Below are 22,437 nucleotides of genomic sequence, written 5' to 3' on the forward strand. Positions count from 1 at the left end.
CTGCGGCCGCGTGTGAACCGGACGACGCGGGGCGCGGGGGGCGCGCGGTGGCGTCAACTTCTCGGTGTCGCGCCGGAACTCCCCCGGCGCCCCGTGCGTCGAGCACAATAGAAGCACGCGGTACGCGGAGACCGCGGGTGGGGAGGTTCCTGAGTGTCCATGCAGCCGTGGGACCACAGCCGGCCCCCGTCCATGCGTGCCGCGCACGCCGACCGGGAGCGGACCGTCGACGTGCTGAAGGCCGGGTTCGCGGAGGGCAGGCTCACCCAGCCGGAGTACGAGCAGCGCATGGCACAGGCGTACGACGCGCAGACCTACGGCGAGCTGCACGCGCTCGTCTACGACCTGCCGCAGGGCCCCGCCGGCATCCCCACGATGCCGGCCGTGGTGCCGCGTACGTTCCAGCCCGTGCCCGTCCTGCCGCCCCCGCGGCGTACGAACAGCTCGGCGGTCGGCGCGATGGTGTGCGGGGCGCTGGTGCCGGCGACGTTCGGCGTGACGTTCATCCCGGCGATCGTCCTGGGCCACAAGGCGCGCGCCGAGATCCGCAGGACCGGCGAGCAGGGCGAGGGCATGGCCCTCGCGGGCCTGGTCATCGGCTATCTGACGCTCAGTTTCGTCGCCTTCATCGCCCTCATCGTGGCCGCCGCGGCCGGCAGCGGGGGATAACCATACCCAGGGCTCCCGTCCCTTATGTCTCTTTGTTTTGACCGGAGCGGGTGGCTGTAGGTACCCTCTGACCTTGTGCCTGGGGTGTCCCCGGGTCTTCGCGTGCGCGGGGGCGCTCCCGCGAAGGCGCCGAGGCTGTGACACCGAAGAGCTGCACTTCCCCGTGAGACTGGCGGGGACGTACGGGGCTTGCGACACACCCGACCGCGTGGGTCGGGGGCCGGCCGGTCTTCACGGACAAAACCCCAGGTTAGAAGTATCGAGATCGGCACACAGAAACCGGAGAAACGGTGCCTACGATCCAGCAGCTGGTCCGCAAGGGCCGGCAGGACAAGGTCGAGAAGAACAAGACGCCCGCGCTCGAGGGTTCGCCCCAGCGCCGTGGCGTGTGCACGCGTGTGTTCACCACCACCCCCAAGAAGCCGAACTCGGCCCTGCGTAAGGTCGCGCGTGTGCGTCTGACCAGTGGGATCGAGGTCACCGCTTACATTCCGGGTGAGGGGCACAACCTGCAGGAGCACTCGATCGTGCTCGTGCGCGGTGGCCGTGTGAAGGACCTGCCGGGCGTTCGCTACAAGATCATCCGCGGTTCGCTCGACACCCAGGGTGTCAAGAACCGCAAGCAGGCCCGCAGCCGCTACGGCGCCAAGAAGGAGAAGTAAGCATGCCTCGTAAGGGCCCCGCCCCGAAGCGACCGGTGCACATCGACCCGGTCTACAACTCTCCTCTGGTGACCTCGCTGATCAACAAGGTGCTGCTGCACGGCAAGCGCTCCACCGCCGAGCGCATCGTGTACGGCGCCATGGAGGGCCTGCGCGACAAGACCGGCAACGACCCGGTCATCACGCTGAAGCGCGCCCTGGAGAACGTCAAGCCGGCCATCGAGGTCAAGTCCCGCCGCGTCGGTGGCGCGACGTACCAGGTCCCGGTCGAGGTGAAGCCCGGCCGGTCCGCCACGCTCGCGCTGCGCTGGATCGTGGGTTACTCCCGCGCCCGCCGTGAGAAGACGATGACCGAGCGCCTCATGAACGAGCTGCTGGACGCCAGCAACGGCCTCGGCGCCTCCGTCAAGCGCCGCGAGGACACGCACAAGATGGCCGACGCCAACAAGGCCTTCGCGCACTACCGCTGGTAGTCGAGAACCCCGTATTACGAGAGAGAAGACTGAGCCAACATGGCCACCACTTCACTTGACCTGGCCAAGGTCCGCAACATCGGGATCATGGCCCACATCGACGCGGGCAAGACGACCACCACCGAGCGGATCCTGTACTACACCGGTGTCTCGTACAAGATCGGTGAGGTCCACGACGGCGCAGCCACGATGGACTGGATGGCGCAGGAGCAGGAGCGCGGCATCACGATCACGTCCGCCGCGACGACCTGTCACTGGCCGCTCGACGAGGTCGACCACACCATCAACATCATCGACACCCCGGGCCACGTCGACTTCACCGTCGAGGTGGAGCGCTCGCTGCGCGTGCTCGACGGTGCGGTGACGGTGTTCGACGGCGTGGCCGGTGTCGAGCCGCAGTCCGAGACCGTGTGGCGCCAGGCCGACCGGTACGGCGTCCCGCGTATCTGCTTCGTCAACAAGCTGGACCGCACGGGTGCCGAGTTCCACCGCTGCGTCGACATGATCACCGACCGGCTGGGCGCGACCCCGCTGGTGATGCAGCTCCCGATCGGTACCGAGGCCGACTTCAAGGGCGTCGTCGACCTGGTCCGGATGAAGGCGTTCGTGTGGTCGCCCGAGGCCAAGCTCGGCGAGGCGTACGACGTCGTCGACATCCCGGAGACGCACCTGGAGGCGGCCGACGAGTGGCGGGGCAAGCTGCTCGAAGCCGTCGCCGAGAACGACGAGGAGATGATGGAGCTGTACCTGGAGGGCGAGGAGCCCACCGAGGAGCAGCTCTACGCGGCCGTGCGCCGTATCACCATCAACTCCGGCAAGGGCGAGGGCACCACCGTCACCCCGGTGTTCTGCGGCACCGCGTTCAAGAACAAGGGCGTGCAGCCCCTGCTCGACGCGATCGTGCGCTACCTGCCGTCGCCGCTGGACGTCGAGGCCATCGAGGGCCACGCCGTGGGCGACCCCGACGAGGTCATCGTCCGCCGGCCCTCGGAGGAGGAGCCGCTCTCCGCGCTCGCCTTCAAGATCGCCAGCGACCCGCACCTGGGCAAGCTGACCTTCATCCGGGTCTACTCGGGCCGGCTGAACGCCGGCTCGCAGGTGCAGAACTCGGTGAAGGGCCGCAAGGAGCGCATCGGCAAGATCTACCGGATGCACGCCAACAAGCGCGAAGAGATCGACTCGGTGGGTGCCGGCGACATCGTCGCCGTCATGGGTCTGAAGCAGACCACCACCGGCGAGACCCTGAGCGACCCGGCGAATCCGGTCATCCTGGAGTCCATGGACTTCCCGGCCCCGGTGATCGAGGTCGCCATCGAGCCGAAGTCCAAGGGCGACCAGGAGAAGCTGGGCGTCGCGATCCAGCGCCTCGCCGAGGAGGACCCGTCGTTCCGGGTCAAGACGGACGAGGAGACCGGCCAGACGATCATCTCGGGCATGGGCGAACTGCACCTGGACGTGCTGGTCGACCGCATGAAGCGCGAGTTCAAGGTCGAGGCGAACGTCGGTAAGCCGCAGGTGGCGTACCGCGAGACGGTGCGCCGGCCGGTGGCGAAGCACGAGTACACGCACAAGAAGCAGACCGGCGGCTCCGGCCAGTTCGCGCGCGTCATCATCGCGCTCGAACCGCTGGAGGGCGACGGCTACGAGTTCGTCAACGAGGTCACCGGCGGCCGCATCCCCAAGGAGTACATCCCCTCGGTGGACGCGGGCAGCCAGGAGGCCATGGAATTCGGCATCCTCGCCGGATACCCGCTGACGGGCGTGCGTGTGCGCCTGCTGGACGGTGCCTACCACGAGGTGGACTCGTCCGAGATGGCCTTCAAGATCGCCGGCTCGATGGCCTTCAAGGAGGCCGCCCGCAAGGCCGCTCCGGTCCTGCTGGAGCCGATGATGAAGGTCGAGGTCACGACGCCCGAGGACTACATGGGCGACGTGATCGGCGACATCAACTCGCGCCGTGGACAGATCCAGTCCATGGAGGACCGGAGTGGTGCCAAGCTGGTCACCGGTCTGGTCCCGCTGTCGGAGATGTTCGGCTACGTCGGCGACTTGCGCAGCAAGACGTCCGGCCGGGCGAGCTACTCCATGCAGTTCGACTCCTACGCCGAGGTTCCCAAGAACGTCGCCGAGGAGATCATCGCGAAGGCCAAGGGCGAGTGAAGCCGTAGGCTGTAGCAAACGGCATACGGGTCATACCGCCGCAGATCCCCCGGGAGCTGCGGCGGGTGCCCCGGCCGCCGACCACAGGCGGACTGGTCAAGGGCATCCCCCTAGGGGTCCTGACCGGTTCGGAACGACCACCTGAACCCCTCCGTAGAAGGCGGGGGGCGTACAGCACCAGTCCACAGGAGGACCCCAGTGGCGAAGGCGAAGTTCGAGCGGACTAAGCCGCACGTCAACATCGGCACCATCGGTCACATCGACCACGGCAAGACCACTCTTACCGCGGCGATCACCAAGGTGCTGCACGACGCTTACCCGGACCTGAACGAGGCTTCGGCCTTCGACCAGATCGACAAGGCTCCGGAAGAGAAGCAGCGCGGTATCACGATCTCCATCGCGCACGTCGAATACCAGACCGAGTCGCGGCACTACGCGCACGTCGACTGCCCCGGTCACGCGGACTACATCAAGAACATGATCACCGGTGCCGCCCAGATGGACGGCGCGATCCTCGTGGTCGCCGCCACCGACGGCCCGATGCCGCAGACCAAGGAGCACGTGCTGCTCGCCCGCCAGGTCGGCGTGCCGTACATCGTCGTCGCGCTGAACAAGGCCGACATGGTGGACGACGAGGAGATCATGGAGCTCGTCGAGCTCGAGGTCCGTGAGCTTCTCTCCGAGTACGAGTTCCCGGGCGACGACGTCCCGGTCGTCAAGGTCTCCGCGCTGAAGGCGCTGGAGGGCGACGCCGAGTGGGGCAAGACCGTCCTCGACCTGATGAAGGCCGTCGACGAGTCCATCCCGGAGCCGGTCCGCGAGATCGACAAGCCGTTCCTGATGCCGATCGAGGACGTTTTCACGATCACCGGTCGTGGCACCGTCGTCACCGGCCGCATCGAGCGCGGCATCCTCAAGGTGAACGAGGAAGTCGAGATCATCGGCATCAAGGAAGAGAAGACCAAGACCACGGTCACGGGCATCGAGATGTTCCGCAAGCTGCTGGACGAGGGCCAGGCCGGTGAGAACGTCGGTCTCCTCCTCCGCGGCATCAAGCGCGAGGACGTCGAGCGCGGCCAGGTCATCATCAAGCCGGGCACCGTCACCCCGCACACCGAGTTCGAGGCGACGGCGTACATCCTGTCGAAGGACGAGGGCGGTCGGCACACCCCGTTCTTCAACAACTACCGCCCGCAGTTCTACTTCCGCACCACCGACGTGACCGGCGTCGTGCACCTCCCCGAGGGCACGGAGATGGTCATGCCGGGCGACAACACCGACATGAAGGTGGAGCTGATCCAGCCCATCGCCATGGAGGAGGGCCTGAAGTTCGCCATCCGCGAGGGTGGCCGGACGGTGGGCGCCGGCCAGGTCACGAAGATCCTCAAGTGAGCTGACGGTACGACGTCCCGGGGCCCCGGTTCCGCCTTACGGCGGACCGGGGCCTTTGGCGTGGGCGGGGGGTGCCTGTTCAGGCAAGCCGGCTTTGGGGGAGAGGTGAATGGAATTCCAATTGCCTGATGAGAGCGGTGCGAAATGCGTCAACGCGCGGGGTTATCCACAGCCCCGAAAGCGGGGGTGGTGAACGCTGCGGGGATTCCTATAGCGTCGGCTTCCTAACGTATCGTCACCGTAACCGGGAGTTGATCGTGTCCCCCCGCGCCTTTTCCGCTGCCGCCTTGGCGGCCACCGCCGCCCTGAGCCTGCTGCTGACCGCCTGCGGCAGCGACGAGGAGGACGGCGACACCAAGCCGGACGACAAGATCCAGGGCGCGGACAAGCCGAAGGAGTCCCCGTCGCCGACCGCGGAGGAGGCGACGGCGGACAGACCGGAGATCAAGCTGCCCGAGGACGTCCGGGTCGTTGCCGACTGGTCGGAGACCGGCAAACCAGCTGAGGACGCGATACTGCGAGACACGGAGCAGCGTATTGCGGCGATCGAGATGGCTCTCGCTGAGCAGGATCCGACGCACGCAGCGTTCCGCTTCTACTCGGAGGGGGAGGCTGCCGCTGCGACAGAAGAGTACGTGAAGGCGTATGTGGATGAGGAGGCACGCCTCACCGGAACGATCCGGTTGTACGAGCCGACCGTGACGATCAGGGACGACGGCACGGCCACACTGGTCTACTGCGAAGACCAGAGCAATGCGTTCGACAAATATCTGAAGACCGGCGAAGTCAACAAGACTCCGGTCACGAAGAACAGCTACTTCAGTCACGGTGCCACGCTTCGGAAGGACGAGCAGGGCACGTGGGTCACGATGACGGACGTAACAACACAGGGGGCTTCATCATGTCAGCCCTGAAATTCGCGCGCACGGCGTTAGCCGGGGCGTTACTCGTCGCCGCTGTCACGAGCAGCAGCTTCGTGGCGCATGCGGAAGGTGAGATCGGCAACGGCACCGGCAATGTCGAAGAGCCACCTAGCGGTCCGGGTGGCGGTGCCGAAGGGCAGAATCTGAACGCCGAGGCCGGCGGGGTGGTGATCGACGAGTCGGAGAACGGGTCCGGGGGTGGCGGGAACGGGGGCGGCACCGGGGCGTTGGAGCCCGTGGGGGACTGGGCGCCGCCGCCCTGTTGGTACGCGCCGCTCTACACGCCCAAGCAACTGAAGAAGGAGATGGAGCACACCTGGTCCCTGGAGTCCACCGGCTACCAGTGGGACGCCGAGCAGCGCGCGAAGTACTCCCAGGGCGGCGACAAGCCCGGCACCTACGAGGACTTCAACATGGCCAAGTCCGGCGACGGCTACTGGTGGGACGGCTACGTGCCGGACGGCGGCGCGGGGGTCCCCGGCGCGCTGGACTGTAACGACGGGCCGTTCTGGCTGGACAAGGGCGATCCGCCGCCGGCCGAGTACGAGAATGCCGTCACCCCGGAGATCCTCTCCGAGATCGCGTACAACCGCATCCGCGTGCCGGACACGGAGATCAACCTCAAGCCCGACGCCGAGAACGCGCAGAAGGTGAACCTCCCCACCTGGGCCTGGCTGGACGCCGCCACCTTCGAACCCGTCTCGGTCACCGCGGAGGTTCCGGTGCTCGGGATATGGGCCAGAACCACCGCCACCCCGGTGTCCCTCACCCTCGATCCCGGCACCGGCGACGCCGAGTTGCACCCCTCCTCCGGCACCTGCCCCATCGACGACGACGGCTCCATCGGCACCCCGTACACCGCCGGGTCGGCGGAGGAGACCCCGCCGTGCGGGCTGACGTACCTGCGTGCCACGCCGGACGGCGAGACCTACCCGCTCCGGGCGACGATCACGTGGTCCATCGAATGGCAGGGCTCGGGCAACACGGGCGACCGCCTCCCCGAAGGCTCCTTCGGCACGACCACCGAGGTGGAAGTCGACGAGATCCAGTCCGTCGTCCGCTGACGTTCGCACCGCTCGTTCGGGCACGTAACCGAATTCGACATGTCGAATGGAATTCCACACGTGGTCATTGTCAACGGCCCCGATGGTGGGGTGGTGCGTGCCGTCGGGGCTCCTATAACGTCGAGTCTCCTTGCGCATCGTCGCTCTACCCGGGAGTTGATGGCACCGTGCGAGCCGTGAGGTCTTTGCGAGAGATTCTGGCCGCATTGTTCGTGGTGGGTATCTTGGTCGCATTGCCCTTCCCCGCGTCCGCGGCCGAGTCGTCTGCCACCCGCGAAGCCGCCGCCGGGACCGAGCGGCAGAAGCTGCGGGACGAGGCGGGGGCGCTGGCCTCTCTTCCCGCGGCCACCTGCCCGGCGCGGGCGGCGAGGAGGTCGACCGGGCGGTGCGGGGGACGGCGGGGGCGGCCGCGGGATGCGGCGCGGTGTACGGGGCCGGGCCGGGTGGGGCGGCAGCGGTGCCGTACAGGCGGTTCGGGGGTGACCGCCGGTCAGGGACGGGCGGGTACCGTGGCCCGTTCGGGGTGGTCGTCCACGTCCTTGAGGACCAGGCCCGGCAGGTGCGACTCCGGCCGGTGACCGTGCGGCCGCCGGAGTACCGCAGAGGGGTGTGAGTGGAACTGGCCGGCGCGCTTCGCCATCCTCGGACCGTCGAGGAGGCGATGGCGGAGCAGGAGCGGTTGCGTGGGCTCGTACGGGTCGGGCCGGCGCACGACGTCGCGCAGTGGCGCACGGCGGCCGGGGTCGACGTGGCGTATGACGACGAGTCGGGGGCGTGTGCGGCGGCGGTCGTCGTGATGGAGGTGGCGAGTCTGGCCGTCGTCGATTCCGTGACCGCCGTTTCGCGGATCGAGTTCCCGTATGTCTCGGGGCTGCTGGCCTTTCGGGAGATTCCCGCGATTGCCGCGGCACTGCGTAACCTCGGTGATCCGCCCGATGTGTTCGTGTGCGACGGCTACGGCATCGCTCATCCCCGTCGCGTAGGTCTGGCGAGTCACCTGGGGGTGCTGACGGGGATTCCCTCGTTCGGCGTGGCGAAGAATCCGCTGTATTTCCGCTGCGATGTGCCGGGAGCCGAGCGGGGTTCTTCGACGCCGCTTCTGGACGGTACGGAGACGGTGGGGCGAGCGCTTCGTACGCGGGCCGGGGTGAAACCCGTATACGTGTCCGCCGGCCATCTGATCGGCGTGGACGACGCGTGCGCGCTCACGCTCGGGCTGGCGAGGCGGTACCGGCTTCCCGAGACGACGCGCGCCGCGGACCGGCTCTGCCGCCAGGCGCTGCCGGCCGCGGCCCCCGGCGAGCAGCGGCCCCTCCGAGGCGCGGCCGGCTCCTGACCGCAGCCCCCGCCCAGCCCTCGGCACGACTCCCGCCCCCGTCCCGCACGGTGCCCGTCCTCAGCGGGCGCCCGTACGGGACCGGTCGAAGCTTGCGCGGTACGCCGTGGGCGTGACCCCGACCTGCGCGGCCATGTGCTTGCGCAGCGAGTCCGCGCTGCCCAGGCCGCTCTTCTCCGCCACCAGGTCCAGCGGCCGCCGCGCCCGCCGAGGTGTAGATGCCGCCGTCCTCGACGAAGAGGCGGTCGGGCTGTACGTCGACGGCCGGAAAGCGGGTGGCGAGATCGTCGGCGAGCCCCCAGTGGGTGGTCGCGCGGCGCCCGTCGAGCAGGCCGGCCTGGGCGAGCACGAACGCTCCCGTGCACAGGGACGCGATCCGTACGCCGCCGGCCGCCGCGGTCCGCAGCGCGTCCAGGACCTCCGCGGGAGCCTCCGCGCCGCCGCTGCCGACGGCGATCGCGCGGGGCGTCGGGGGGCGTACCGAGTCGGGCGGGTGCGAACCGATGGGTGGTACTCGGCCCCGTCCACCCTCGCGGCTTCCGGGACACCCCCGGCACGCAGCCCCGGCGCCCCGTGGCTGCGTGCCGCCCTTCGGCGGATACTGCACGTAGGTGTCCATTCGAGGGGGGAACACATGGCGCGTGCAGAGATCCCCGGGAATCCCGACCGCGAGCGGGCCCGGCCGGTGCCCCGGCAGGTGCCGGGCCAGGTTCGGCGGGAGTTACCCGCCCGCGGCGGTCTCCCCGCCCCGCGTCGTGGCGAGGAGGCCGCCGCTCGGATCCATCCGCCCGGCGAGCTTCCCCTCGAAGACGTCCCCACCCGCGAGGAGTGCTGGGACATGCTCGGCCCCGAGGTACGCGCCCGGCTCCAGGCCAAGGCCGGGACCATCCTGGAGTGGTGGGCGCGCCTCGACCGCACCGGCCGGCCCCGCGCCGTCGTCCTCGGGCCCGACGGCCTGTGCAAGGCCACCCCGATCACCCGGCACGGCAGGCAGGCCCACCTCGTCCACCGGCTCCAGCTCGAGCCCGGCGCCCTGCGACGCCAGTCCTTCGACACCCGTACGCCGGCGGCCGGCCCCCGTACGCGCGCGGGGTCCCGCGGCGGCAGCACTCTCCCCACCGTCGACCTCGGGCTCGACGCCGAGACCACCGCCGTCCTCGGGAACTTTCCCCCTGCCGTGCAGGACTTCCTCCAGCGGCCCTTCCTCCACGGCGACTCCCACGGCGTCGTCTCCGACTGGGACTACCAGGAGGAGACCGAGTTCACCCACCGGCACCTCTCGGTGCTCCTCGCCCTGTCCGCCGACCGCAACGTGACCTTCGCCTCCGGCATCCGCATCCTGCCCCGCGGGCGCTCCCCGCAGGACGGATACTGGGAAGTCGAGTGCTACCACGCGCCGGTACGCGGCCGGGGCCCTGCCGGCGCCTAGGAGCACCCGGGGCGCCGCTACGGCGCCCGGTCCCTGGGCGGCCACCGGGGCCGTGTGGTATTTGGGCCGATTGGCGCGAGCCGAGCGCCGTATGGCACACTATCCGGGTTGCTCGGCTGAGCGTCGATGCTGCGCGCCTCCCGCCGGGAGGACCGGAAGCGAGTCCCACGTATTCGTCGCCCCTCATCAGGGGCGGAAGTACGGGAATCTTCCGGGAAGCGTCAGCGGGGTGCAGGCCAGGGCACTCGGTGGGATCTTCCCCCCTCTTCCTGCAAGGAAAACTCCTGCGGACCGCGGATCTCCGTGGACATCCGTAGGAGAAATGCTTTCGCGGGATCAATGCGGGGAGGGTTGCGACACGCCCGACCGCGTGGGTCGGGGAACGGGTACGCGGCGAGACCACCGGGCGCCGGAGCGCTACGAGAACAGGACTGCTGAGAAGCCATGGCGGGACAGAAGATCCGCATCCGGCTCAAGGCCTACGACCACGAGGTCATCGACTCCTCGGCGAAGAAGATCGTCGAGACGGTGACCCGCACTGGTGCGTCGGTCGCGGGCCCGGTGCCGCTGCCCACTGAGAAGAACGTGTACTGCGTCATCAAGTCGCCGCACAAGTACAAGGACTCGCGCGAGCACTTCGAGATGCGCACCCACAAGCGTCTGATCGACATCCTCGACCCGACCCCCAAGACCGTTGACTCGCTGATGCGCCTGGACCTTCCGGCCGGCGTCGACATCGAGATCAAGCTCTGAGAGGTCGCGAAGAGATGGCTAAGCAGATCAAGGGTGTCCTGGGCGAGAAGCTCGGCATGACCCAGGTCTGGGACGAGAACAACCGTGTCGTCCCCGTGACCGTGGTCAAGGCCGGCCCCTGCGTCGTCACCCAGGTCCACACCGCAGACTCCGACGGCTACGACGCCGTCCAGATCGCCTTCGGCGAGATCGACCCGCGCAAGGTGAACAAGCCCCTCAAGGGCCACTTCGCCAAGGCCGACGTCACTCCCCGCCGCCACCTGGTGGAGATCCGCACCGCGGATGCCTCCGAGTACACCCTCGGCCAGGAGGTGACCGCCGAGACCTTCGAGGCCGGCGTGAAGGTCGACGTGACCGGCAAGAGCAAGGGCAAGGGCTTCGCCGGTGTCATGAAGCGCCACGGCTTCGCCGGCGGCAAGGCCAGCCACGGCGCCCACCGCGTGCACCGCAAGCCGGGCTCCATCGGTGGCTGCGCCACCCCGGGCCGCGTGTTCAAGGGCATGCGGATGGCCGGCCGGATGGGCAACCAGCGGGTCACCACCCAGAACCTGACCGTCCACGCCGTTGACGCGGAGAAGGGACTGCTGCTCATCAAGGGCGCCGTCCCCGGTCCGAACGGCGGCCTCGTCCTGGTCCGTAGCGCGGCCAAGGGGGCCTGAGGTAATGAGCACCGTTGACATCCTTTCGCCGGCGGGCGAGAAGGCCGGGACCGTCGAACTCCCCGCGGAGATCTTCGACGCGCAGGTCAGCATTCCGCTGATCCACCAGGTCGTCACCGCCCAGCTGGCCGCTGCCCGGCAGGGCACGCACAAAGTGAAGACCCGCGGCGAGGTCCGCGGCGGCGGCAAGAAGCCGTACCGCCAGAAGGGCACCGGCCGCGCCCGCCAGGGCTCGATCCGCGCCCCGCAGTTCGCGGGCGGCGGCATCGTGCACGGCCCCGTGCCGCGCGACTACTCGCAGCGGACCCCGAAGAAGATGAAGGCCGCCGCGCTGCGCGGCGCCCTCTCGGACCGGGCGCGCCTCGGCCGGATCCACGTCGTCACCGGCGTGGTCGACGGCGAGGTCTCGACGAAGGCCGCCAGGACCCTCCTCGGCAAGGTCAGCGAGCGCAAGAACGTGCTGCTGGTCATCGAGCGGGACGACGACCTGTCGCTGCTGTCCGCCCGGAACCTGCCCGACGTGCACATCCTGGACGCCGGTCAGCTCAACACGTACGACGTGCTCGTCTCCGACGACGTGGTCTTCACGCAGGCCGCCTTCGAGCGGTTCGTGGCCGGCCCCGTCAAGGGCGGCGGCAAGAGCCAGTCTCCTGCCGACGAGGTCGAGCTCCAGAAGGCTGAAGGGAGCGACGCCTGATGGTCGACATGGACAAGACCGGGGCCGAGGCCGCGGACGAGACGGCGGCGGAGTTCACCGTCACCAGCAAGACTTACGACGACCCGCGCGACGTGCTGCTGAAGCCCGTCGTCTCGGAGAAGAGCTACGCGCTGCTCGACGAGAACAAGTACACGTTCATCGTCGACCCGCGGGCGAACAAGACCCAGATCCGGCAGGCCGTGGAGAAGGTCTTCCAGGTCAAGGTCATCGGGGTCAACACGATCAACCGCCAGGGCAAGCGCAAGCGCACCCGCACCGGCTACGGCAAGCGCGCCGACACCAAGCGCGCCATCGTGACCGTCGCCGAGGGCGAGCGCATCGACATCTTCGGCGGCCCGGTCTCCTGACGGGGACCGACAGGGCTGTCCGTCACGGACGAGGACTGAAGAAATGGGTATCCGCAAGTACAAGCCGACGACTCCTGGCCGTCGTGGCGCCAGCGTCGCCGACTTCGTCGAGGTAACGCGGTCCACGCCGGAGAAGTCGCTGGTCCGCCCGCTGCACAGCAAGGGCGGCCGAAACAATTCCGGTCGTGTGACCGTCCGCCACCAGGGCGGTGGCCACAAGCGCGCCTTCCGCGTGATCGACTTCCGTCGGCACGACAAGGACGGCGTCCCCGCCCGGGTCGCGCACATCGAGTACGACCCGAACCGCACCGCGCGCATCGCGCTGCTGCACTACGCAGACGGCGAGAAGCGCTACATCCTCGCGCCGGCCGGCCTGAAGCAGGGCGACCGGATCGAGAACGGCGCCGGCGCGGACATCAAGCCGGGCAACGCGATGCCGCTGCGCAACATCCCGGTCGGTACCGTCATCCACGCCATCGAGCTGAAGCCCGGCGGCGGCGCGAAGTTCGCCCGCTCCGCCGGTGCGCACGTGCAGCTCCTGGCGAAGGAGGGCCGCATGGCCCACCTGCGGATGCCGTCCGGCGAGATCCGGCTGGTCGACATCCGCTGCCGCGCCACGGTCGGCGAGGTCGGCAACGCCGAGCAGTCGAACATCAACTGGGGCAAGGCCGGCCGCATGCGCTGGAAGGGCGTGCGCCCGACCGTCCGCGGTGTCGTGATGAACCCGATCGACCACCCGCACGGCGGTGGCGAGGGCAGGACCTCCGGTGGTCGCCACCCGGTCTCGCCCTGGGGCCAGAAGGAAGGTCGTACGCGTTCGCCGAAGAAGGCGAGCAACAAGTACATCGTCCGCCGCCGCAAGACGAACAAGAAGCGCTAGGAGCGGGTGGAGTAGAGATGCCGCGCAGTCTGAAGAAGGGGCCCTTCGTCGACGACCACCTCATCAAGAAGGTGGACACGCAGAACGAAGCAGGCACCAAGAACGTCATCAAGACCTGGTCCCGCCGCTCGATGATCGTCCCGGCCATGCTGGGGCACACGATCGCGGTGCACGACGGCAAGAAGCACGTCCCGGTGTTCGTCACCGAGTCGATGGTCGGGCACAAGCTCGGCGAGTTCGCGCCTACCCGCACCTTCAAGGGCCACGTCAAGGACGACCGCAAGTCGCGTCGTCGCTGACCTGCGGAGTGCGAAGACCATGACTCACACCGAAGGGACAACCATGGAAGCCAGGGCCTCCGCGCGCTATGTGCGCGTCACGCCCATGAAGGCCCGCCGTGTGGTGGACCTCATCCGTGGCATGAACGCCACGGAGGCTCAGGCGGTCCTGCGTTTCGCCCCGCAGGCCGCGAGCGTGCCCGTCGGCAAGGTGCTGGACAGCGCCATCGCCAACGCGGCGCACAACTACGACCACACCGACGTCGACAGCCTCTTCGTCAAGGAGGCGTACGTCGACGAGGGCCCGACCTGGAAGCGGTTCCGGCCCCGCGCGCAGGGCCGGGCGTACCGGATCCGCAAGCGCACCAGCCACATCACGCTGGTCGTCGGCAGCAAGGAAGGGACCCGGTAATGGGCCAGAAGGTAAACCCGCACGGGTTCCGGCTTGGCATCACCACCGACTTCAAGTCGCGCTGGTATGCCGACAAGCTGTACAAGGACTACATCAAGGAAGACGTCGCCATCCGCCGGATGATGACGCAGGGCATGGAGCGCGCCGGCATCTCCAAGGTGGAGATCGAGCGCACCCGTGACCGCGTCCGCGTCGACATCCACACCGCCCGGCCGGGCATCGTCATCGGCCGCCGCGGCGCGGAGGCCGACCGGATCCGCGGTGACCTGGAGAAGCTCACCGGCAAGCAGGTGCAGCTCAACATCCTCGAGGTGAAGAACCCCGAGACCGACGCGCAGCTCGTGGCCCAGGCCGTCGCCGAGCAGCTCTCCTCGCGTGTCTCCTTCCGCCGGGCCATGCGCAAGAGCATGCAGTCCGCGATGAAGGCGGGCGCCAAGGGCATCAAGATCCAGTGCGGCGGGCGGCTCGGCGGCGCCGAGATGTCCCGCTCGGAGTTCTACCGCGAGGGCCGTGTGCCCCTGCACACCCTGCGCGCCAACGTCGACTACGGCTTCTTCGAGGCCCGTACGACCTTCGGCCGCATCGGCGTGAAGGTCTGGATCTACAAGGGCGACGTGAAGAACATCGCCGAGGTCCGCGCCGAGAACGCCGCGGCCCGTGCCGGCAACCGCCCGTCCCGCGGTGGCGGTGGCGGCGGTGGCGACCGTCCGCGTCGCGGCGGTGAGCGCGGTGGCCGTGGCCGTCGTCCGCAGCGCGAGCAGCAGCAGGCTCCGGCTGCCGAGGCCCCCCGGGCCGAGGCCGCTGCCGCCGCTCCCGCTGCCGAAAGCACCGGAACGGAGGGCTGACCCATGCTCATCCCTCGCAGGGTCAAGCATCGCAAGCAGCACCACCCGAAGCGCCGCGGTCTCGCCAAGGGCGGCACCGAGCTGGCGTTCGGCGACTACGGCATCCAGGCCGCCACGGCCGCGTACGTCACCAACCGGCAGATCGAGGCCGCGCGTATCGCCATGACGCGGCACATCAAGCGTGGCGGCAAGGTGTGGATCAACATCTACCCGGACCGCCCGCTGACGAAGAAGCCCGCCGAGACCCGCATGGGCTCCGGCAAGGGCTCGCCGGAGTGGTGGGTCGCGAACGTCAAGCCGGGGCGCGTGATGTTCGAGCTGTCGTACCCGAACGAGAAGACCGCTCGTGAGGCGCTGACCCGCGCGGCTCACAAGCTTCCGATGAAGTGCCGGATCGTCCGGCGCGAGGGTGGTGAGTCGTGATGGCCGCCGGTACCAAGGCGACCGAGCTGCGTGAGCTCTCCAACGATGACCTCGTGGAGAAGCTGCGCGAGGCCAAGGAAGAGCTGTTCAACCTCCGCTTCCAGGCGGCGACCGGACAACTCGAGAACCACGGCCGGCTGAAGGCCGTCCGCAAGGACATCGCCCGGATCTACACCCTGATGCGCGAGCGTGAGCTGGGCATCGACACGGTGGAGAGCGCCTCATGAGCGAGACGAATGTGACCGAAGAGACCAAGACCGAGCGCGGCTTCCGCAAGACCCGTGAGGGTCTCGTCGTCAGCGACAAGATGGACAAGACCGTCGTCGTCGCCGTCGAGGACCGCGTCAAGCACGCGCTGTACGGCAAGGTCATCCGCCGTACGAACAAGCTCAAGGCGCACGACGAGCAGAACGCCTGCGGCGTCGGCGACCGCGTCCTCCTGATGGAGACCCGGCCGCTGTCGGCGACCAAGCGCTGGCGCGTCGTCGAGATCCTCGAGAAGGCCAAGTAAGTATTCCTGGGGGGAGCCCCCAGGACGGTTCCGCCAGGCTCGGCGGGTTCCCGCTACCACGGGTCCCGCCGGGAACCGGCAGACGATCAGGAGATAGACGTGATCCAGCAGGAGTCGCGACTCAAGGTCGCCGACAACACGGGTGCAAAGGAGATTCTTTGCATCCGTGTGCTCGGCGGATCGGGCCGCCGCTACGCGGGTATCGGTGACGTGGTCGTCGCCACCGTCAAGGATGCGATCCCGGGTGGCAACGTCAAGAAGGGCGACGTCGTCAAGGCGGTCGTCGTGCGCACCGTCAAGGAGCGCCGCCGGCCGGACGGCTCGTACATCCGCTTCGACGAGAACGCCGCCGTCATCCTCAAGGCCGACGGCGACCCCCGCGGCACCCGTATCTTCGGCCCGGTCGGCCGTGAGCTGCGCGAGAAGAGGTTCATGAAGATCATCTCGCTCGCGCCGGAGGTGCTGTAGCACATGAAGATCAAGAAGGGCGACCTGGTTCAGGTCATCACCGGCAAGGACAGGGGCAAGCAGGGCAAGGTCATCGCGGCCTTCCCGCGCGAGGACCGCGTCCTGGTCGAGGGTGTCAACCGGGTCAAGAAGCACACCAAGGCCGGCCAGACGGCCCGCGGGTCCAAGACCGGCGGGATCATCACGACCGAGGCCCCGATTCACGTCAGCAATGTTCAGCTGGTGGTGGAGAAGGACGGCCAGAAGGTCGTGACCCGGGTCGGCTACCGCTTCGACGACGAGGGCAACAAGATCCGCGTTGCCAAGCGGACGGGTGAGGACATCTGATGACTGCCACCACTGCGACCGCCGCGGGCACGCCCCCGCGCCTCAAGCAGCGCTACCGGGACGAGATCCAGGCCAAGCTGAAGGACGAGTTCTCGTACGAGAACGTCATGCAGATCCCCGGCCTCACCAAGATCGTGGTCAACATGGGCGTGGGCGATGCCGCCCGCGACTCCAAGCTGATCGAGGGCGCCATCAAGGACCTCGCCACGATCACCGGCCAGAAGCCGTCCGTGACCAAGGCCCGGAAGTCCATTGCGCAGTTCAAGCTGCGCGAGGGCATGCCGATCGGCGCCCACGTCACGCTCCGCGGCGACCGGATGTGGGAGTTCCTCGACCGGCTGCTGTCGCTCGCGCTGCCGCGCATCCGCGACTTCCGCGGCCTGTCGCCGAAGCAGTTCGACGGCCGGGGCAACTACACCTTCGGTCTCACGGAGCAGGTCATGTTCCACGAGATCGACCCTGACAAGATCGACCGGGTCCGGGGCATGGACATCACCGTGGTCACCACGGCGAGCAACGACGACGAGGGCCGCGCCCTGCTTCGTCTCCTCGGCTTCCCGTTCAAGGAGGCATGAGCCGTGGCAAAGAAGGCCCTGATCGCGAAGGCCGGCCGTAAGCCGAAGTTCAAGGTGCGCGGTTACACGCGCTGCCAGCGCTGCGGCCGTCCGCACTCCGTGTACCGCAAGTTCGGCCTGTGCCGCGTGTGCCTGCGTGAGATGGCGCACCGGGGCGAGCTGCCGGGCGTGACCAAGAGCTCCTGGTGATCCGCCGGATCACCGGGACGCTTTGACCGACTACTACGCCGTAGGTCCCCGCACCACACCCGTCCTCGTAGCGAGGGAGAGGGACGGTGCAGACAGGAAACCGCGGCGAGAGAGGCCGAAGGCCATCACATGACCATGACCGATCCGATCGCAGACATGCTGACCCGTCTGCGGAACGCGAACTCGGCGTACCACGACACCGTGACGATGCCGCACAGCAAGATCAAGACGCACATCGCGGAGATCCTCCAGCAGGAGGGGTACATCAGCGGCTGGAAGACCGAGGAGGCCCGGGTGGGCCAGAGCCTCGTCCTGGAGCTGAAGTACGGCCCGAACCGCGAGCGCTCGATCGCGGGCATCAAGCGGATCTCGAAGCCGGGTCTGCGGGTCTACGCAAAGTCCACCAACCTGCCGAAGGTGCTCGGCGGCCTGGGCGTGGCGATCATCTCCACTTCCCACGGGCTGCTCACCGACAAGCAGGCAGGCAAGAAGGGCGTGGGCGGGGAAGTCCTCGCCTACGTCTGGTAACGGAAGGGAACGGAGGTAAAGCCATGTCGCGTATTGGCAAGCTGCCCATCCAGGTTCCCGCCGGCGTGGACGTCACCATCGATGGCCGTACGGTCAACGTGAAGGGCCCCAAGGGCTCCCTCTCGCACACCGTCGCCGCGCCCATCGACGTCGCCCGTGGCGACGACGGCACGATCGTCGTCAGCCGCCCGAACGACGAGCGCAAGAGCCGGGCGCTGCACGGCCTGTCGCGCACCCTGGTGGCGAACATGGTCACCGGTGTGACCCAGGGCTACGTGAAGAAGCTGGAGATCAGCGGGGTCGGCTACCGCGTCCAGGCGAAGGGCTCCAACCTGGAGTTCGCGCTGGGCTACAGCCACCCGATCCTCATCGAGGCCCCCGAGGGCATCACCTTCAAGGTCGAGAACCCGACGCACTTCAGCGTCGAGGGCATCGACAAGCAGAAGGTCGGCGAGGTCGCCGCGAAGATCCGCAAGCTGCGCAAGCCCGACCCGTACAAGGCCAAGGGCGTCAAGTACGAGGGCGAGTACATCCAGCGCAAGGTCGGAAAGGCGGGTAAGTAAGCCATGGCATACGGTGTGAAGATCGCCAAGGGCAGTGCCCGCAAGGCGGCCGCCGTCAAGCGCCGGCACATCCGCGTGCGGAAGAAGATCTCCGGTACGCCGGACCGCCCGCGTCTGGTCGTGACCCGCTCGAACCGCCACATGGTCGCGCAGGTCGTCGACGACATCGCCGGCCACACGGTGGCCTCGGCCTCCTCGATGGACACGTCCATCCGCGGCGCCGAGGGCGACAAGACGGCGCAGGCCAAGCAGGTCGGCGCGCTGGTCGCCGAGCGTGCGCGGGCCGCCGGAGTCGAGGCCGTGGTGTTCGACCGCGGTGGCAACAAGTACGCCGGGCGCATTGCCGCTCTGGCCGACGCCGCCCGCGATGCCGGGCTGAAGTTCTGAGAGAGGAAGACCAATGGCTGGACCCCAGCGCCGCGGTGGCGGCGCCGGCGGCGGCGAGCGGCGGGACCGGAAGGGCCGGGACGGCGGCGCTGCTGCCGACAAGACCGCGTATGTTGAGCGCGTTGTCGCGATCAACCGAGTCGCCAAGGTTGTGAAGGGTGGTCGTCGCTTCAGCTTCACCGCGCTGGTCGTGGTGGGCGACGGTGACGGCACCGTGGGTGTCGGGTACGGGAAGGCCAAGGAGGTGCCGGCCGCCATCGCCAAGGGTGTCGAGGAGGCCAAGAAGCACTTCTTCAAGGTCCCCCGGATCCAGGGCACCATCCCGCACCCGATCCAGGGTGAGGAGGCCGCGGGTGTCGTGCTGCTGAAGCCGGCGTCGCCGGGTACCGGTGTGATCGCCGGTGGGCCGGTGCGTGCCGTGCTGGAGTGCGCGGGCATCCACGACGTGCTGAGCAAGTCGCTCGGCTCGTCCAACCCGATCAACATCGTGCACGCCACGACGGCCGCACTGAAGGGCCTGCAGCGCCCCGAGGAGATCGCCGCCCGCCGTGGCCTGCCGCTGGAGGACGTGGCGCCCGCCGCAATGCTGCGCGCCCGCGCTGGGGTGAACGGCTGATGGCACAGCTCAAGATCACCCAGAGCAAGTCCTACATCGGGAGCAAGCAGAACCACCGGGACACGCTGCGTACGCTCGGCCTGCGCCGGCTGAACGACAGCGTGGTCCGCGATGACAGTCCCCAGGTGCGCGGCATGGTGCACACCGTCCGCCACCTGGTGACGGTCGAGGAGGTCGACTGACATGGCCGTCCAGGACGCGGCGGAGCAGAAGCCGCTGAAGATCCACAACCTGCGGCCGGCCCCGGGCGCCAAGAAGCCGAAGACCCGTGTGGGTCGAGGCGAGGCGTCCAAGGGCAAGACCGCGGGCCGCGGCACCAAGGGCACCAAGGCCCGCTACCAGGTGCCGGAGCGCTTCGAGGGCGGGCAGATGCCGCTGCACATGCGGCTGCCGAAGCTCAAGGGCTTCAAGAACCCCGCCCGCAAGGTGTACCAGGTGGTGAACCTGGACAAGCTGGCCGAGCTCTACCCCGAGGGTGGCGAGGTCACGGTGGCCGACCTGGTCGCCAAGGGCGCGGTGCGCAAGAACGAGCTCGTGAAGGTGCTGGGCAACGGGGACGTCTCCGTGGCGCTGCAGGTGGCCGTGGACAAGGTCTCCGGCTCCGCCCGCGAGAAGATCACCGCTGCCGGCGGCTCGGTCACCGAGCGCGTCTGAGTGTGACGAGCAACCGGGGATGTCCCGCATGGGCATCCCCGGTTGGTCGTTCCACGGCAGCCGCACCCCCCGGTAAGGTGGCGTGCACTGTCCCTACCCATGTGGGCGTACGCCTGCGTGGGACGTCTACCGACCATCCGCTGAACAAATGACCCGTCAGCCCCCGTGATCAAGCACGGGGGCCGCAGGAGGCACCGTGCTCACCGCGTTCGCCCGGGCGTTCAAGACACCCGACCTGCGCAAGAAGCTGCTGTTCGTGCTGGGCATCATCGTGATCTACCGGCTCGGTGCGCAGGTTCCCGTCCCCGGAACCGACTACCAGGCCGTGCAGCAATGCATGGACGAGGCCAACGCCAACCAGGGCCTGTTCGGCCTGGTCAACATGTTCAGCGGTGGGGCCCTCCTGCAGATCACCATCTTCGCGCTGGGGATCATGCCGTACATCACGGCGAGCATCATCCTGCAGTTGCTGACGGTGGTGATCCCGCGGCTGGAGGCCCTCAAGAAGGAGGGCCAGTCCGGCACCGCGAAGATCACACAGTACACGCGCTACCTGACCGTCGCCCTCGCCATTCTGCAGGGCACCGGCCTGGTCGCCACGGCGCGCAGCGGCTCGCTCTTCCCGCAGTGTCAGGTAAACGACCAGATCATTCCCGACGACTCGATCTTCATCGTCATCACGATGGTGATCTGCATGACCGCCGGTACGGCGATGGTCATGTGGCTCGGCGAGCTGATCACCGACCGCGGCATCGGCAACGGCATGTCGATGCTGATGTTCATCTCGATCGCCGCCGGCTTCCCCGGCGCCCTGTGGAACATCAAGCAGTCCGGCAAGATCATCGACGGCTGGGGCGAGTTCATCGTCGTCATCGCGCTCGGCCTGGCGATGGTCGGCCTGGTGGTCTTCGTCGAGCAGGCGCAGCGCCGCATCCCCGTGCAGTACGCGAAGCGCATGATCGGGCGCCGTTCCTACGGCGGCACCTCGACGTACATCCCGCTGAAGGTGAACCAGGCGGGCGTCATCCCGGTGATCTTCGCGTCCTCGCTGCTCTACATCCCCGCCCTGGTGGTCCAGTTCACCGGCTCCAATTCGGGCGCGGCGCAATGGGTCGAGAAGAACTTCGTCACCGGTGATCACCCGATCTACATCATCACGTACTTCCTCATGATCGTGTTCTTCGCGTTCTTCTACGTGGCCATCACGTTCAACCCCGAGGAAGTCGCCGACAACATGAAGAAGTACGGTGGCTTCATCCCGGGCATCCGGGCCGGCCGTCCCACCGCGGAGTACCTGAGCTACGTGCTCAACAGGATCACCTGGCCGGGCTCGCTCTATCTGGGTCTGATCGCACTGGTACCGACAGTGGCGTTGGTGCTGTTCAACGCGAACCAGAACTTCCCCTTCGGCGGTACGAGCATCCTCATCATCGTGGGTGTCGGGCTGGAGACGGTGAAGCAGATCGAGAGCAAGCTGCAGCAGCATCACTACGAAGGGTTCCTCCGCTGATGCGAATCGTCCTCGTCGGGCCTCCCGGTGCGGGCAAGGGCACGCAGGCCGCCCTGCTCGCCAAGAACCTGTCCATTCCGCACGTCTCCACCGGTGACCTCTTCCGTGCCAACATCAGCAAGGGCACGGAGCTGGGCCGCCAGGCGAAGGCGTACATGGAGGCGGGCAACCTGGTTCCGGACGAGGTGACCGTGGGGATGGCCTGGGACCGCATGGAGCAGCCCGACGCTGCCGGCGGCTTTCTGCTGGACGGTTTCCCGCGGAACGTGGCGCAGGCGGTGTCGCTCGACGGGCTGATGAAGGAGGCCGGGCTCGAGCTGGACGCCGTGCTCGACCTGGAGGTGCCGGAGGACGAGGTCGTCAAGCGCATCGCCGGCCGGCGGATCTGCCGGAACGACAGCAGCCACGTCTTCCACGTCACGTACTCCCCGCCGGAGCGCGAGGGCGTGTGCGACATCTGCGGCGGCGAGCTGTACCAGCGCGACGACGACAACGAGGACACGGTCCGGCGCCGGCTGGAGGTCTACCACGAGGAGACCGAGCCGATCATCGACTACTTCAAGGCCCAGGGCCTGGTGACGACGATCTCGGCGCTCGGCTCGGTCGCCGAGGTCACCCGGCGGGCGATGGAGGCGCTGCCGGGCTAGGGGCTGTCGTCAATCTCGCGTTGTTCGCCCGAAGGGCGG

At 68.2% G+C, this 22,437-nt stretch carries 33 protein-coding genes and 1 pseudogene; 32 read left to right on the plus strand and 2 right to left on the minus strand.

Going from position 1 to position 22,437, the window contains the following annotated elements; translation table 11 throughout:
- Positions 1 to 192: 192 nt before the first annotated feature.
- The 8 genes from DMB38_RS22070 to DMB38_RS22105 all read left to right on the plus strand — a co-directional run bounded on the left by DMB38_RS22070 (position 193) and on the right by DMB38_RS22105 (position 8,679).
- Positions 193 to 669 (plus strand): DUF1707 and DUF4190 domain-containing protein, encoded by a 477-nt coding sequence (locus tag DMB38_RS22070; protein ID WP_125939188.1) that lies wholly within the window; start codon positions 193 to 195, stop codon positions 667 to 669.
- Between the two features lie 290 nt (positions 670 to 959).
- A complete protein-coding gene (rpsL, locus tag DMB38_RS22075) occupies positions 960 to 1,331 on the plus strand; it encodes a 30S ribosomal protein S12 (RefSeq protein WP_003948652.1) in 372 nt (123 codons plus the stop codon).
- Positions 1,332 to 1,333: 2 nt separating this feature from the next.
- Positions 1,334 to 1,804: a 30S ribosomal protein S7 gene (gene rpsG / locus DMB38_RS22080; RefSeq protein WP_027771073.1), complete on the plus strand. Its 471-nt coding sequence runs from the start codon at positions 1,334 to 1,336 to the stop codon at positions 1,802 to 1,804.
- Positions 1,805 to 1,843: 39 nt separating this feature from the next.
- Positions 1,844 to 3,964: an elongation factor G gene (gene fusA / locus DMB38_RS22085; RefSeq protein ID WP_125936640.1), complete on the plus strand. Its 2,121-nt coding sequence runs from the start codon at positions 1,844 to 1,846 to the stop codon at positions 3,962 to 3,964.
- Positions 3,965 to 4,162: 198 nt separating this feature from the next.
- On the plus strand, positions 4,163 to 5,356 hold the full coding sequence (gene tuf, locus DMB38_RS22090) for an elongation factor Tu (protein WP_027771071.1): 1,194 nt from the start codon (positions 4,163 to 4,165) through the stop codon (positions 5,354 to 5,356).
- Between the two features lie 257 nt (positions 5,357 to 5,613).
- Complete coding sequence (locus tag DMB38_RS22095) at positions 5,614 to 6,270, plus strand: hypothetical protein (protein WP_125936641.1); 657 nt, start codon at positions 5,614 to 5,616, stop codon at positions 6,268 to 6,270.
- The gene (locus DMB38_RS22100) at positions 6,258 to 7,343 is read left to right on the plus strand and encodes a hypothetical protein (RefSeq protein WP_125936642.1); all 1,086 of its coding nucleotides are present in this window, start codon (positions 6,258 to 6,260) and stop codon (positions 7,341 to 7,343) included. The genes DMB38_RS22095 and DMB38_RS22100 overlap by 13 nt, the downstream gene beginning before the upstream one ends.
- A 613-nt stretch (positions 7,344 to 7,956) precedes the next feature.
- Positions 7,957 to 8,679, plus strand: coding sequence for an endonuclease V (locus tag DMB38_RS22105; RefSeq protein WP_125936643.1), 723 nt, complete (start codon positions 7,957 to 7,959; stop codon positions 8,677 to 8,679).
- A gap of 60 nt (positions 8,680 to 8,739) precedes the next feature.
- Here DMB38_RS22105 and DMB38_RS37515 read toward each other — a convergent pair whose 3' ends face one another.
- Together DMB38_RS37515 and DMB38_RS37025 are read right to left on the minus strand one after the other, a co-directional pair.
- Positions 8,740 to 8,862 carry a hypothetical protein gene (locus DMB38_RS37515; RefSeq protein WP_276315002.1) on the minus strand — a complete coding sequence of 41 codons (123 nt, stop codon included), beginning with the start codon at positions 8,860 to 8,862 and terminating at the stop codon, positions 8,740 to 8,742.
- Between the two features lie 7 nt (positions 8,863 to 8,869).
- Positions 8,870 to 9,106: pseudogene (locus tag DMB38_RS37025) on the minus strand (DJ-1/PfpI family protein); the annotation flags it as partial.
- A 207-nt stretch (positions 9,107 to 9,313) separates the two neighbouring features.
- Here DMB38_RS37025 and DMB38_RS22115 point away from each other — a divergent pair.
- The 24 genes from DMB38_RS22115 (at position 9,314) to DMB38_RS22235 (ending at position 22,398) form a co-directional block, all read left to right on the plus strand.
- A complete protein-coding gene (locus DMB38_RS22115; protein WP_125936644.1) occupies positions 9,314 to 10,108 on the plus strand; it encodes a hypothetical protein in 795 nt (264 codons plus the stop codon).
- A 444-nt stretch (positions 10,109 to 10,552) separates the two neighbouring features.
- Positions 10,553 to 10,861, plus strand: coding sequence for a 30S ribosomal protein S10 (rpsJ, locus tag DMB38_RS22120; RefSeq protein ID WP_003948644.1), 309 nt, complete (start codon positions 10,553 to 10,555; stop codon positions 10,859 to 10,861).
- A gap of 14 nt (positions 10,862 to 10,875) precedes the next feature.
- Positions 10,876 to 11,520 carry a 50S ribosomal protein L3 gene (rplC, locus tag DMB38_RS22125; RefSeq protein ID WP_018834848.1) on the plus strand — a complete coding sequence of 215 codons (645 nt, stop codon included), beginning with the start codon at positions 10,876 to 10,878 and terminating at the stop codon, positions 11,518 to 11,520.
- 4 nt (positions 11,521 to 11,524) lie between these two features.
- A complete protein-coding gene (rplD, locus tag DMB38_RS22130; protein WP_047017564.1) occupies positions 11,525 to 12,217 on the plus strand; it encodes a 50S ribosomal protein L4 in 693 nt (230 codons plus the stop codon).
- Complete coding sequence (gene rplW / locus DMB38_RS22135) at positions 12,217 to 12,585, plus strand: 50S ribosomal protein L23 (protein WP_047017565.1); 369 nt, start codon at positions 12,217 to 12,219, stop codon at positions 12,583 to 12,585. Before rplD ends, rplW begins: the two co-directional genes overlap by 1 nt.
- Before the next feature lie 43 nt (positions 12,586 to 12,628).
- Complete coding sequence (gene rplB, locus DMB38_RS22140; RefSeq protein WP_047017566.1) at positions 12,629 to 13,465, plus strand: 50S ribosomal protein L2; 837 nt, start codon at positions 12,629 to 12,631, stop codon at positions 13,463 to 13,465.
- Between the two features lie 17 nt (positions 13,466 to 13,482).
- On the plus strand, positions 13,483 to 13,764 hold the full coding sequence (gene rpsS, locus DMB38_RS22145; RefSeq protein ID WP_027772222.1) for a 30S ribosomal protein S19: 282 nt from the start codon (positions 13,483 to 13,485) through the stop codon (positions 13,762 to 13,764).
- Positions 13,765 to 13,807: 43 nt separating this feature from the next.
- Positions 13,808 to 14,155: a 50S ribosomal protein L22 gene (rplV, locus tag DMB38_RS22150; protein WP_047017567.1), complete on the plus strand. Its 348-nt coding sequence runs from the start codon at positions 13,808 to 13,810 to the stop codon at positions 14,153 to 14,155.
- A complete protein-coding gene (gene rpsC, locus DMB38_RS22155) occupies positions 14,155 to 15,000 on the plus strand; it encodes a 30S ribosomal protein S3 (protein WP_125936645.1) in 846 nt (281 codons plus the stop codon). The genes rplV and rpsC overlap by 1 nt, the downstream gene beginning before the upstream one ends.
- A 3-nt stretch (positions 15,001 to 15,003) precedes the next feature.
- Complete coding sequence (gene rplP / locus DMB38_RS22160; protein ID WP_027754754.1) at positions 15,004 to 15,423, plus strand: 50S ribosomal protein L16; 420 nt, start codon at positions 15,004 to 15,006, stop codon at positions 15,421 to 15,423.
- Complete coding sequence (gene rpmC, locus DMB38_RS22165) at positions 15,423 to 15,650, plus strand: 50S ribosomal protein L29 (RefSeq protein WP_047017569.1); 228 nt, start codon at positions 15,423 to 15,425, stop codon at positions 15,648 to 15,650. Before rplP ends, rpmC begins: the two co-directional genes overlap by 1 nt.
- Positions 15,647 to 15,934 (plus strand): 30S ribosomal protein S17, encoded by a 288-nt coding sequence (rpsQ, locus tag DMB38_RS22170; RefSeq protein ID WP_101422272.1) that lies wholly within the window; start codon positions 15,647 to 15,649, stop codon positions 15,932 to 15,934. The genes rpmC and rpsQ overlap by 4 nt, the downstream gene beginning before the upstream one ends.
- Positions 15,935 to 16,033: 99 nt before the next feature.
- Positions 16,034 to 16,402: a 50S ribosomal protein L14 gene (gene rplN / locus DMB38_RS22175; RefSeq protein ID WP_018834838.1), complete on the plus strand. Its 369-nt coding sequence runs from the start codon at positions 16,034 to 16,036 to the stop codon at positions 16,400 to 16,402.
- Between the two features lie 3 nt (positions 16,403 to 16,405).
- Positions 16,406 to 16,729: a 50S ribosomal protein L24 gene (gene rplX / locus DMB38_RS22180; RefSeq protein WP_027754750.1), complete on the plus strand. Its 324-nt coding sequence runs from the start codon at positions 16,406 to 16,408 to the stop codon at positions 16,727 to 16,729.
- A complete protein-coding gene (gene rplE, locus DMB38_RS22185) occupies positions 16,729 to 17,304 on the plus strand; it encodes a 50S ribosomal protein L5 (RefSeq protein WP_047017572.1) in 576 nt (191 codons plus the stop codon). Before rplX ends, rplE begins: the two co-directional genes overlap by 1 nt.
- A 3-nt stretch (positions 17,305 to 17,307) precedes the next feature.
- The gene (locus DMB38_RS22190; RefSeq protein ID WP_018834835.1) at positions 17,308 to 17,493 is read left to right on the plus strand and encodes a type Z 30S ribosomal protein S14; all 186 of its coding nucleotides are present in this window, start codon (positions 17,308 to 17,310) and stop codon (positions 17,491 to 17,493) included.
- A 129-nt stretch (positions 17,494 to 17,622) separates the two neighbouring features.
- Positions 17,623 to 18,021: a 30S ribosomal protein S8 gene (gene rpsH, locus DMB38_RS22200; protein ID WP_018834834.1), complete on the plus strand. Its 399-nt coding sequence runs from the start codon at positions 17,623 to 17,625 to the stop codon at positions 18,019 to 18,021.
- A gap of 23 nt (positions 18,022 to 18,044) precedes the next feature.
- Positions 18,045 to 18,584 carry a 50S ribosomal protein L6 gene (gene rplF / locus DMB38_RS22205; RefSeq protein WP_047017573.1) on the plus strand — a complete coding sequence of 180 codons (540 nt, stop codon included), beginning with the start codon at positions 18,045 to 18,047 and terminating at the stop codon, positions 18,582 to 18,584.
- 3 nt (positions 18,585 to 18,587) lie between these two features.
- Complete coding sequence (gene rplR / locus DMB38_RS22210) at positions 18,588 to 18,971, plus strand: 50S ribosomal protein L18 (protein ID WP_125936647.1); 384 nt, start codon at positions 18,588 to 18,590, stop codon at positions 18,969 to 18,971.
- A gap of 13 nt (positions 18,972 to 18,984) precedes the next feature.
- The gene (gene rpsE / locus DMB38_RS22215; protein WP_125936648.1) at positions 18,985 to 19,587 is read left to right on the plus strand and encodes a 30S ribosomal protein S5; all 603 of its coding nucleotides are present in this window, start codon (positions 18,985 to 18,987) and stop codon (positions 19,585 to 19,587) included.
- Positions 19,587 to 19,769, plus strand: coding sequence for a 50S ribosomal protein L30 (rpmD, locus tag DMB38_RS22220; RefSeq protein WP_027746238.1), 183 nt, complete (start codon positions 19,587 to 19,589; stop codon positions 19,767 to 19,769). The genes rpsE and rpmD overlap by 1 nt, the downstream gene beginning before the upstream one ends.
- A 1-nt stretch (position 19,770) precedes the next feature.
- Entirely contained in the window at positions 19,771 to 20,241 is a 471-nt protein-coding gene (gene rplO / locus DMB38_RS22225; RefSeq protein WP_018834829.1) for a 50S ribosomal protein L15, read from the plus strand.
- Between the two features lie 196 nt (positions 20,242 to 20,437).
- Positions 20,438 to 21,751 carry a preprotein translocase subunit SecY gene (gene secY / locus DMB38_RS22230; RefSeq protein ID WP_125936649.1) on the plus strand — a complete coding sequence of 438 codons (1,314 nt, stop codon included), beginning with the start codon at positions 20,438 to 20,440 and terminating at the stop codon, positions 21,749 to 21,751.
- A complete protein-coding gene (locus DMB38_RS22235) occupies positions 21,751 to 22,398 on the plus strand; it encodes an adenylate kinase (protein ID WP_125936650.1) in 648 nt (215 codons plus the stop codon). The genes secY and DMB38_RS22235 overlap by 1 nt, the downstream gene beginning before the upstream one ends.
- The last annotated feature ends 39 nt before the right edge of the window (positions 22,399 to 22,437 follow it).

It is taken from the genome of Streptomyces sp. WAC 06738 (assembly GCF_003945505.1).
Taxonomy (GTDB): domain Bacteria; phylum Actinomycetota; class Actinomycetes; order Streptomycetales; family Streptomycetaceae; genus Streptomyces.

Coding starts and splice junctions, on each gene's coding strand:
- rpsE (WP_125936648.1), top strand. CDS start 18,985: ATGGCTGGACCCCAGCGCCGCGGTGGCGGCGCCGGCGGCGGCGAGCGG.
- DMB38_RS22100 (WP_125936642.1), top strand. CDS start 6,258: ATGTCAGCCCTGAAATTCGCGCGCACGGCGTTAGCCGGGGCGTTACTC.
- rplW (WP_047017565.1), top strand. CDS start 12,217: ATGGTCGACATGGACAAGACCGGGGCCGAGGCCGCGGACGAGACGGCG.
- rpmD (WP_027746238.1), top strand. CDS start 19,587: ATGGCACAGCTCAAGATCACCCAGAGCAAGTCCTACATCGGGAGCAAG.
- rplO (WP_018834829.1), top strand. CDS start 19,771: ATGGCCGTCCAGGACGCGGCGGAGCAGAAGCCGCTGAAGATCCACAAC.
- rplC (WP_018834848.1), top strand. CDS start 10,876: ATGGCTAAGCAGATCAAGGGTGTCCTGGGCGAGAAGCTCGGCATGACC.
- rpsS (WP_027772222.1), top strand. CDS start 13,483: ATGCCGCGCAGTCTGAAGAAGGGGCCCTTCGTCGACGACCACCTCATC.
- DMB38_RS22115 (WP_125936644.1), top strand. CDS start 9,314: ATGGCGCGTGCAGAGATCCCCGGGAATCCCGACCGCGAGCGGGCCCGG.
- DMB38_RS22235 (WP_125936650.1), top strand. CDS start 21,751: ATGCGAATCGTCCTCGTCGGGCCTCCCGGTGCGGGCAAGGGCACGCAG.
- rpmC (WP_047017569.1), top strand. CDS start 15,423: ATGGCCGCCGGTACCAAGGCGACCGAGCTGCGTGAGCTCTCCAACGAT.
- rpsH (WP_018834834.1), top strand. CDS start 17,623: ATGACCATGACCGATCCGATCGCAGACATGCTGACCCGTCTGCGGAAC.
- rplV (WP_047017567.1), top strand. CDS start 13,808: ATGGAAGCCAGGGCCTCCGCGCGCTATGTGCGCGTCACGCCCATGAAG.
- DMB38_RS22070 (WP_125939188.1), top strand. CDS start 193: ATGCGTGCCGCGCACGCCGACCGGGAGCGGACCGTCGACGTGCTGAAG.
- rplP (WP_027754754.1), top strand. CDS start 15,004: ATGCTCATCCCTCGCAGGGTCAAGCATCGCAAGCAGCACCACCCGAAG.
- rplF (WP_047017573.1), top strand. CDS start 18,045: ATGTCGCGTATTGGCAAGCTGCCCATCCAGGTTCCCGCCGGCGTGGAC.
- fusA (WP_125936640.1), top strand. CDS start 1,844: ATGGCCACCACTTCACTTGACCTGGCCAAGGTCCGCAACATCGGGATC.
- rpsJ (WP_003948644.1), top strand. CDS start 10,553: ATGGCGGGACAGAAGATCCGCATCCGGCTCAAGGCCTACGACCACGAG.
- rpsG (WP_027771073.1), top strand. CDS start 1,334: ATGCCTCGTAAGGGCCCCGCCCCGAAGCGACCGGTGCACATCGACCCG.
- rpsC (WP_125936645.1), top strand. CDS start 14,155: ATGGGCCAGAAGGTAAACCCGCACGGGTTCCGGCTTGGCATCACCACC.
- rplB (WP_047017566.1), top strand. CDS start 12,629: ATGGGTATCCGCAAGTACAAGCCGACGACTCCTGGCCGTCGTGGCGCC.
- rplR (WP_125936647.1), top strand. CDS start 18,588: ATGGCATACGGTGTGAAGATCGCCAAGGGCAGTGCCCGCAAGGCGGCC.
- rpsQ (WP_101422272.1), top strand. CDS start 15,647: ATGAGCGAGACGAATGTGACCGAAGAGACCAAGACCGAGCGCGGCTTC.
- rplX (WP_027754750.1), top strand. CDS start 16,406: ATGAAGATCAAGAAGGGCGACCTGGTTCAGGTCATCACCGGCAAGGAC.
- rplE (WP_047017572.1), top strand. CDS start 16,729: ATGACTGCCACCACTGCGACCGCCGCGGGCACGCCCCCGCGCCTCAAG.
- rplD (WP_047017564.1), top strand. CDS start 11,525: ATGAGCACCGTTGACATCCTTTCGCCGGCGGGCGAGAAGGCCGGGACC.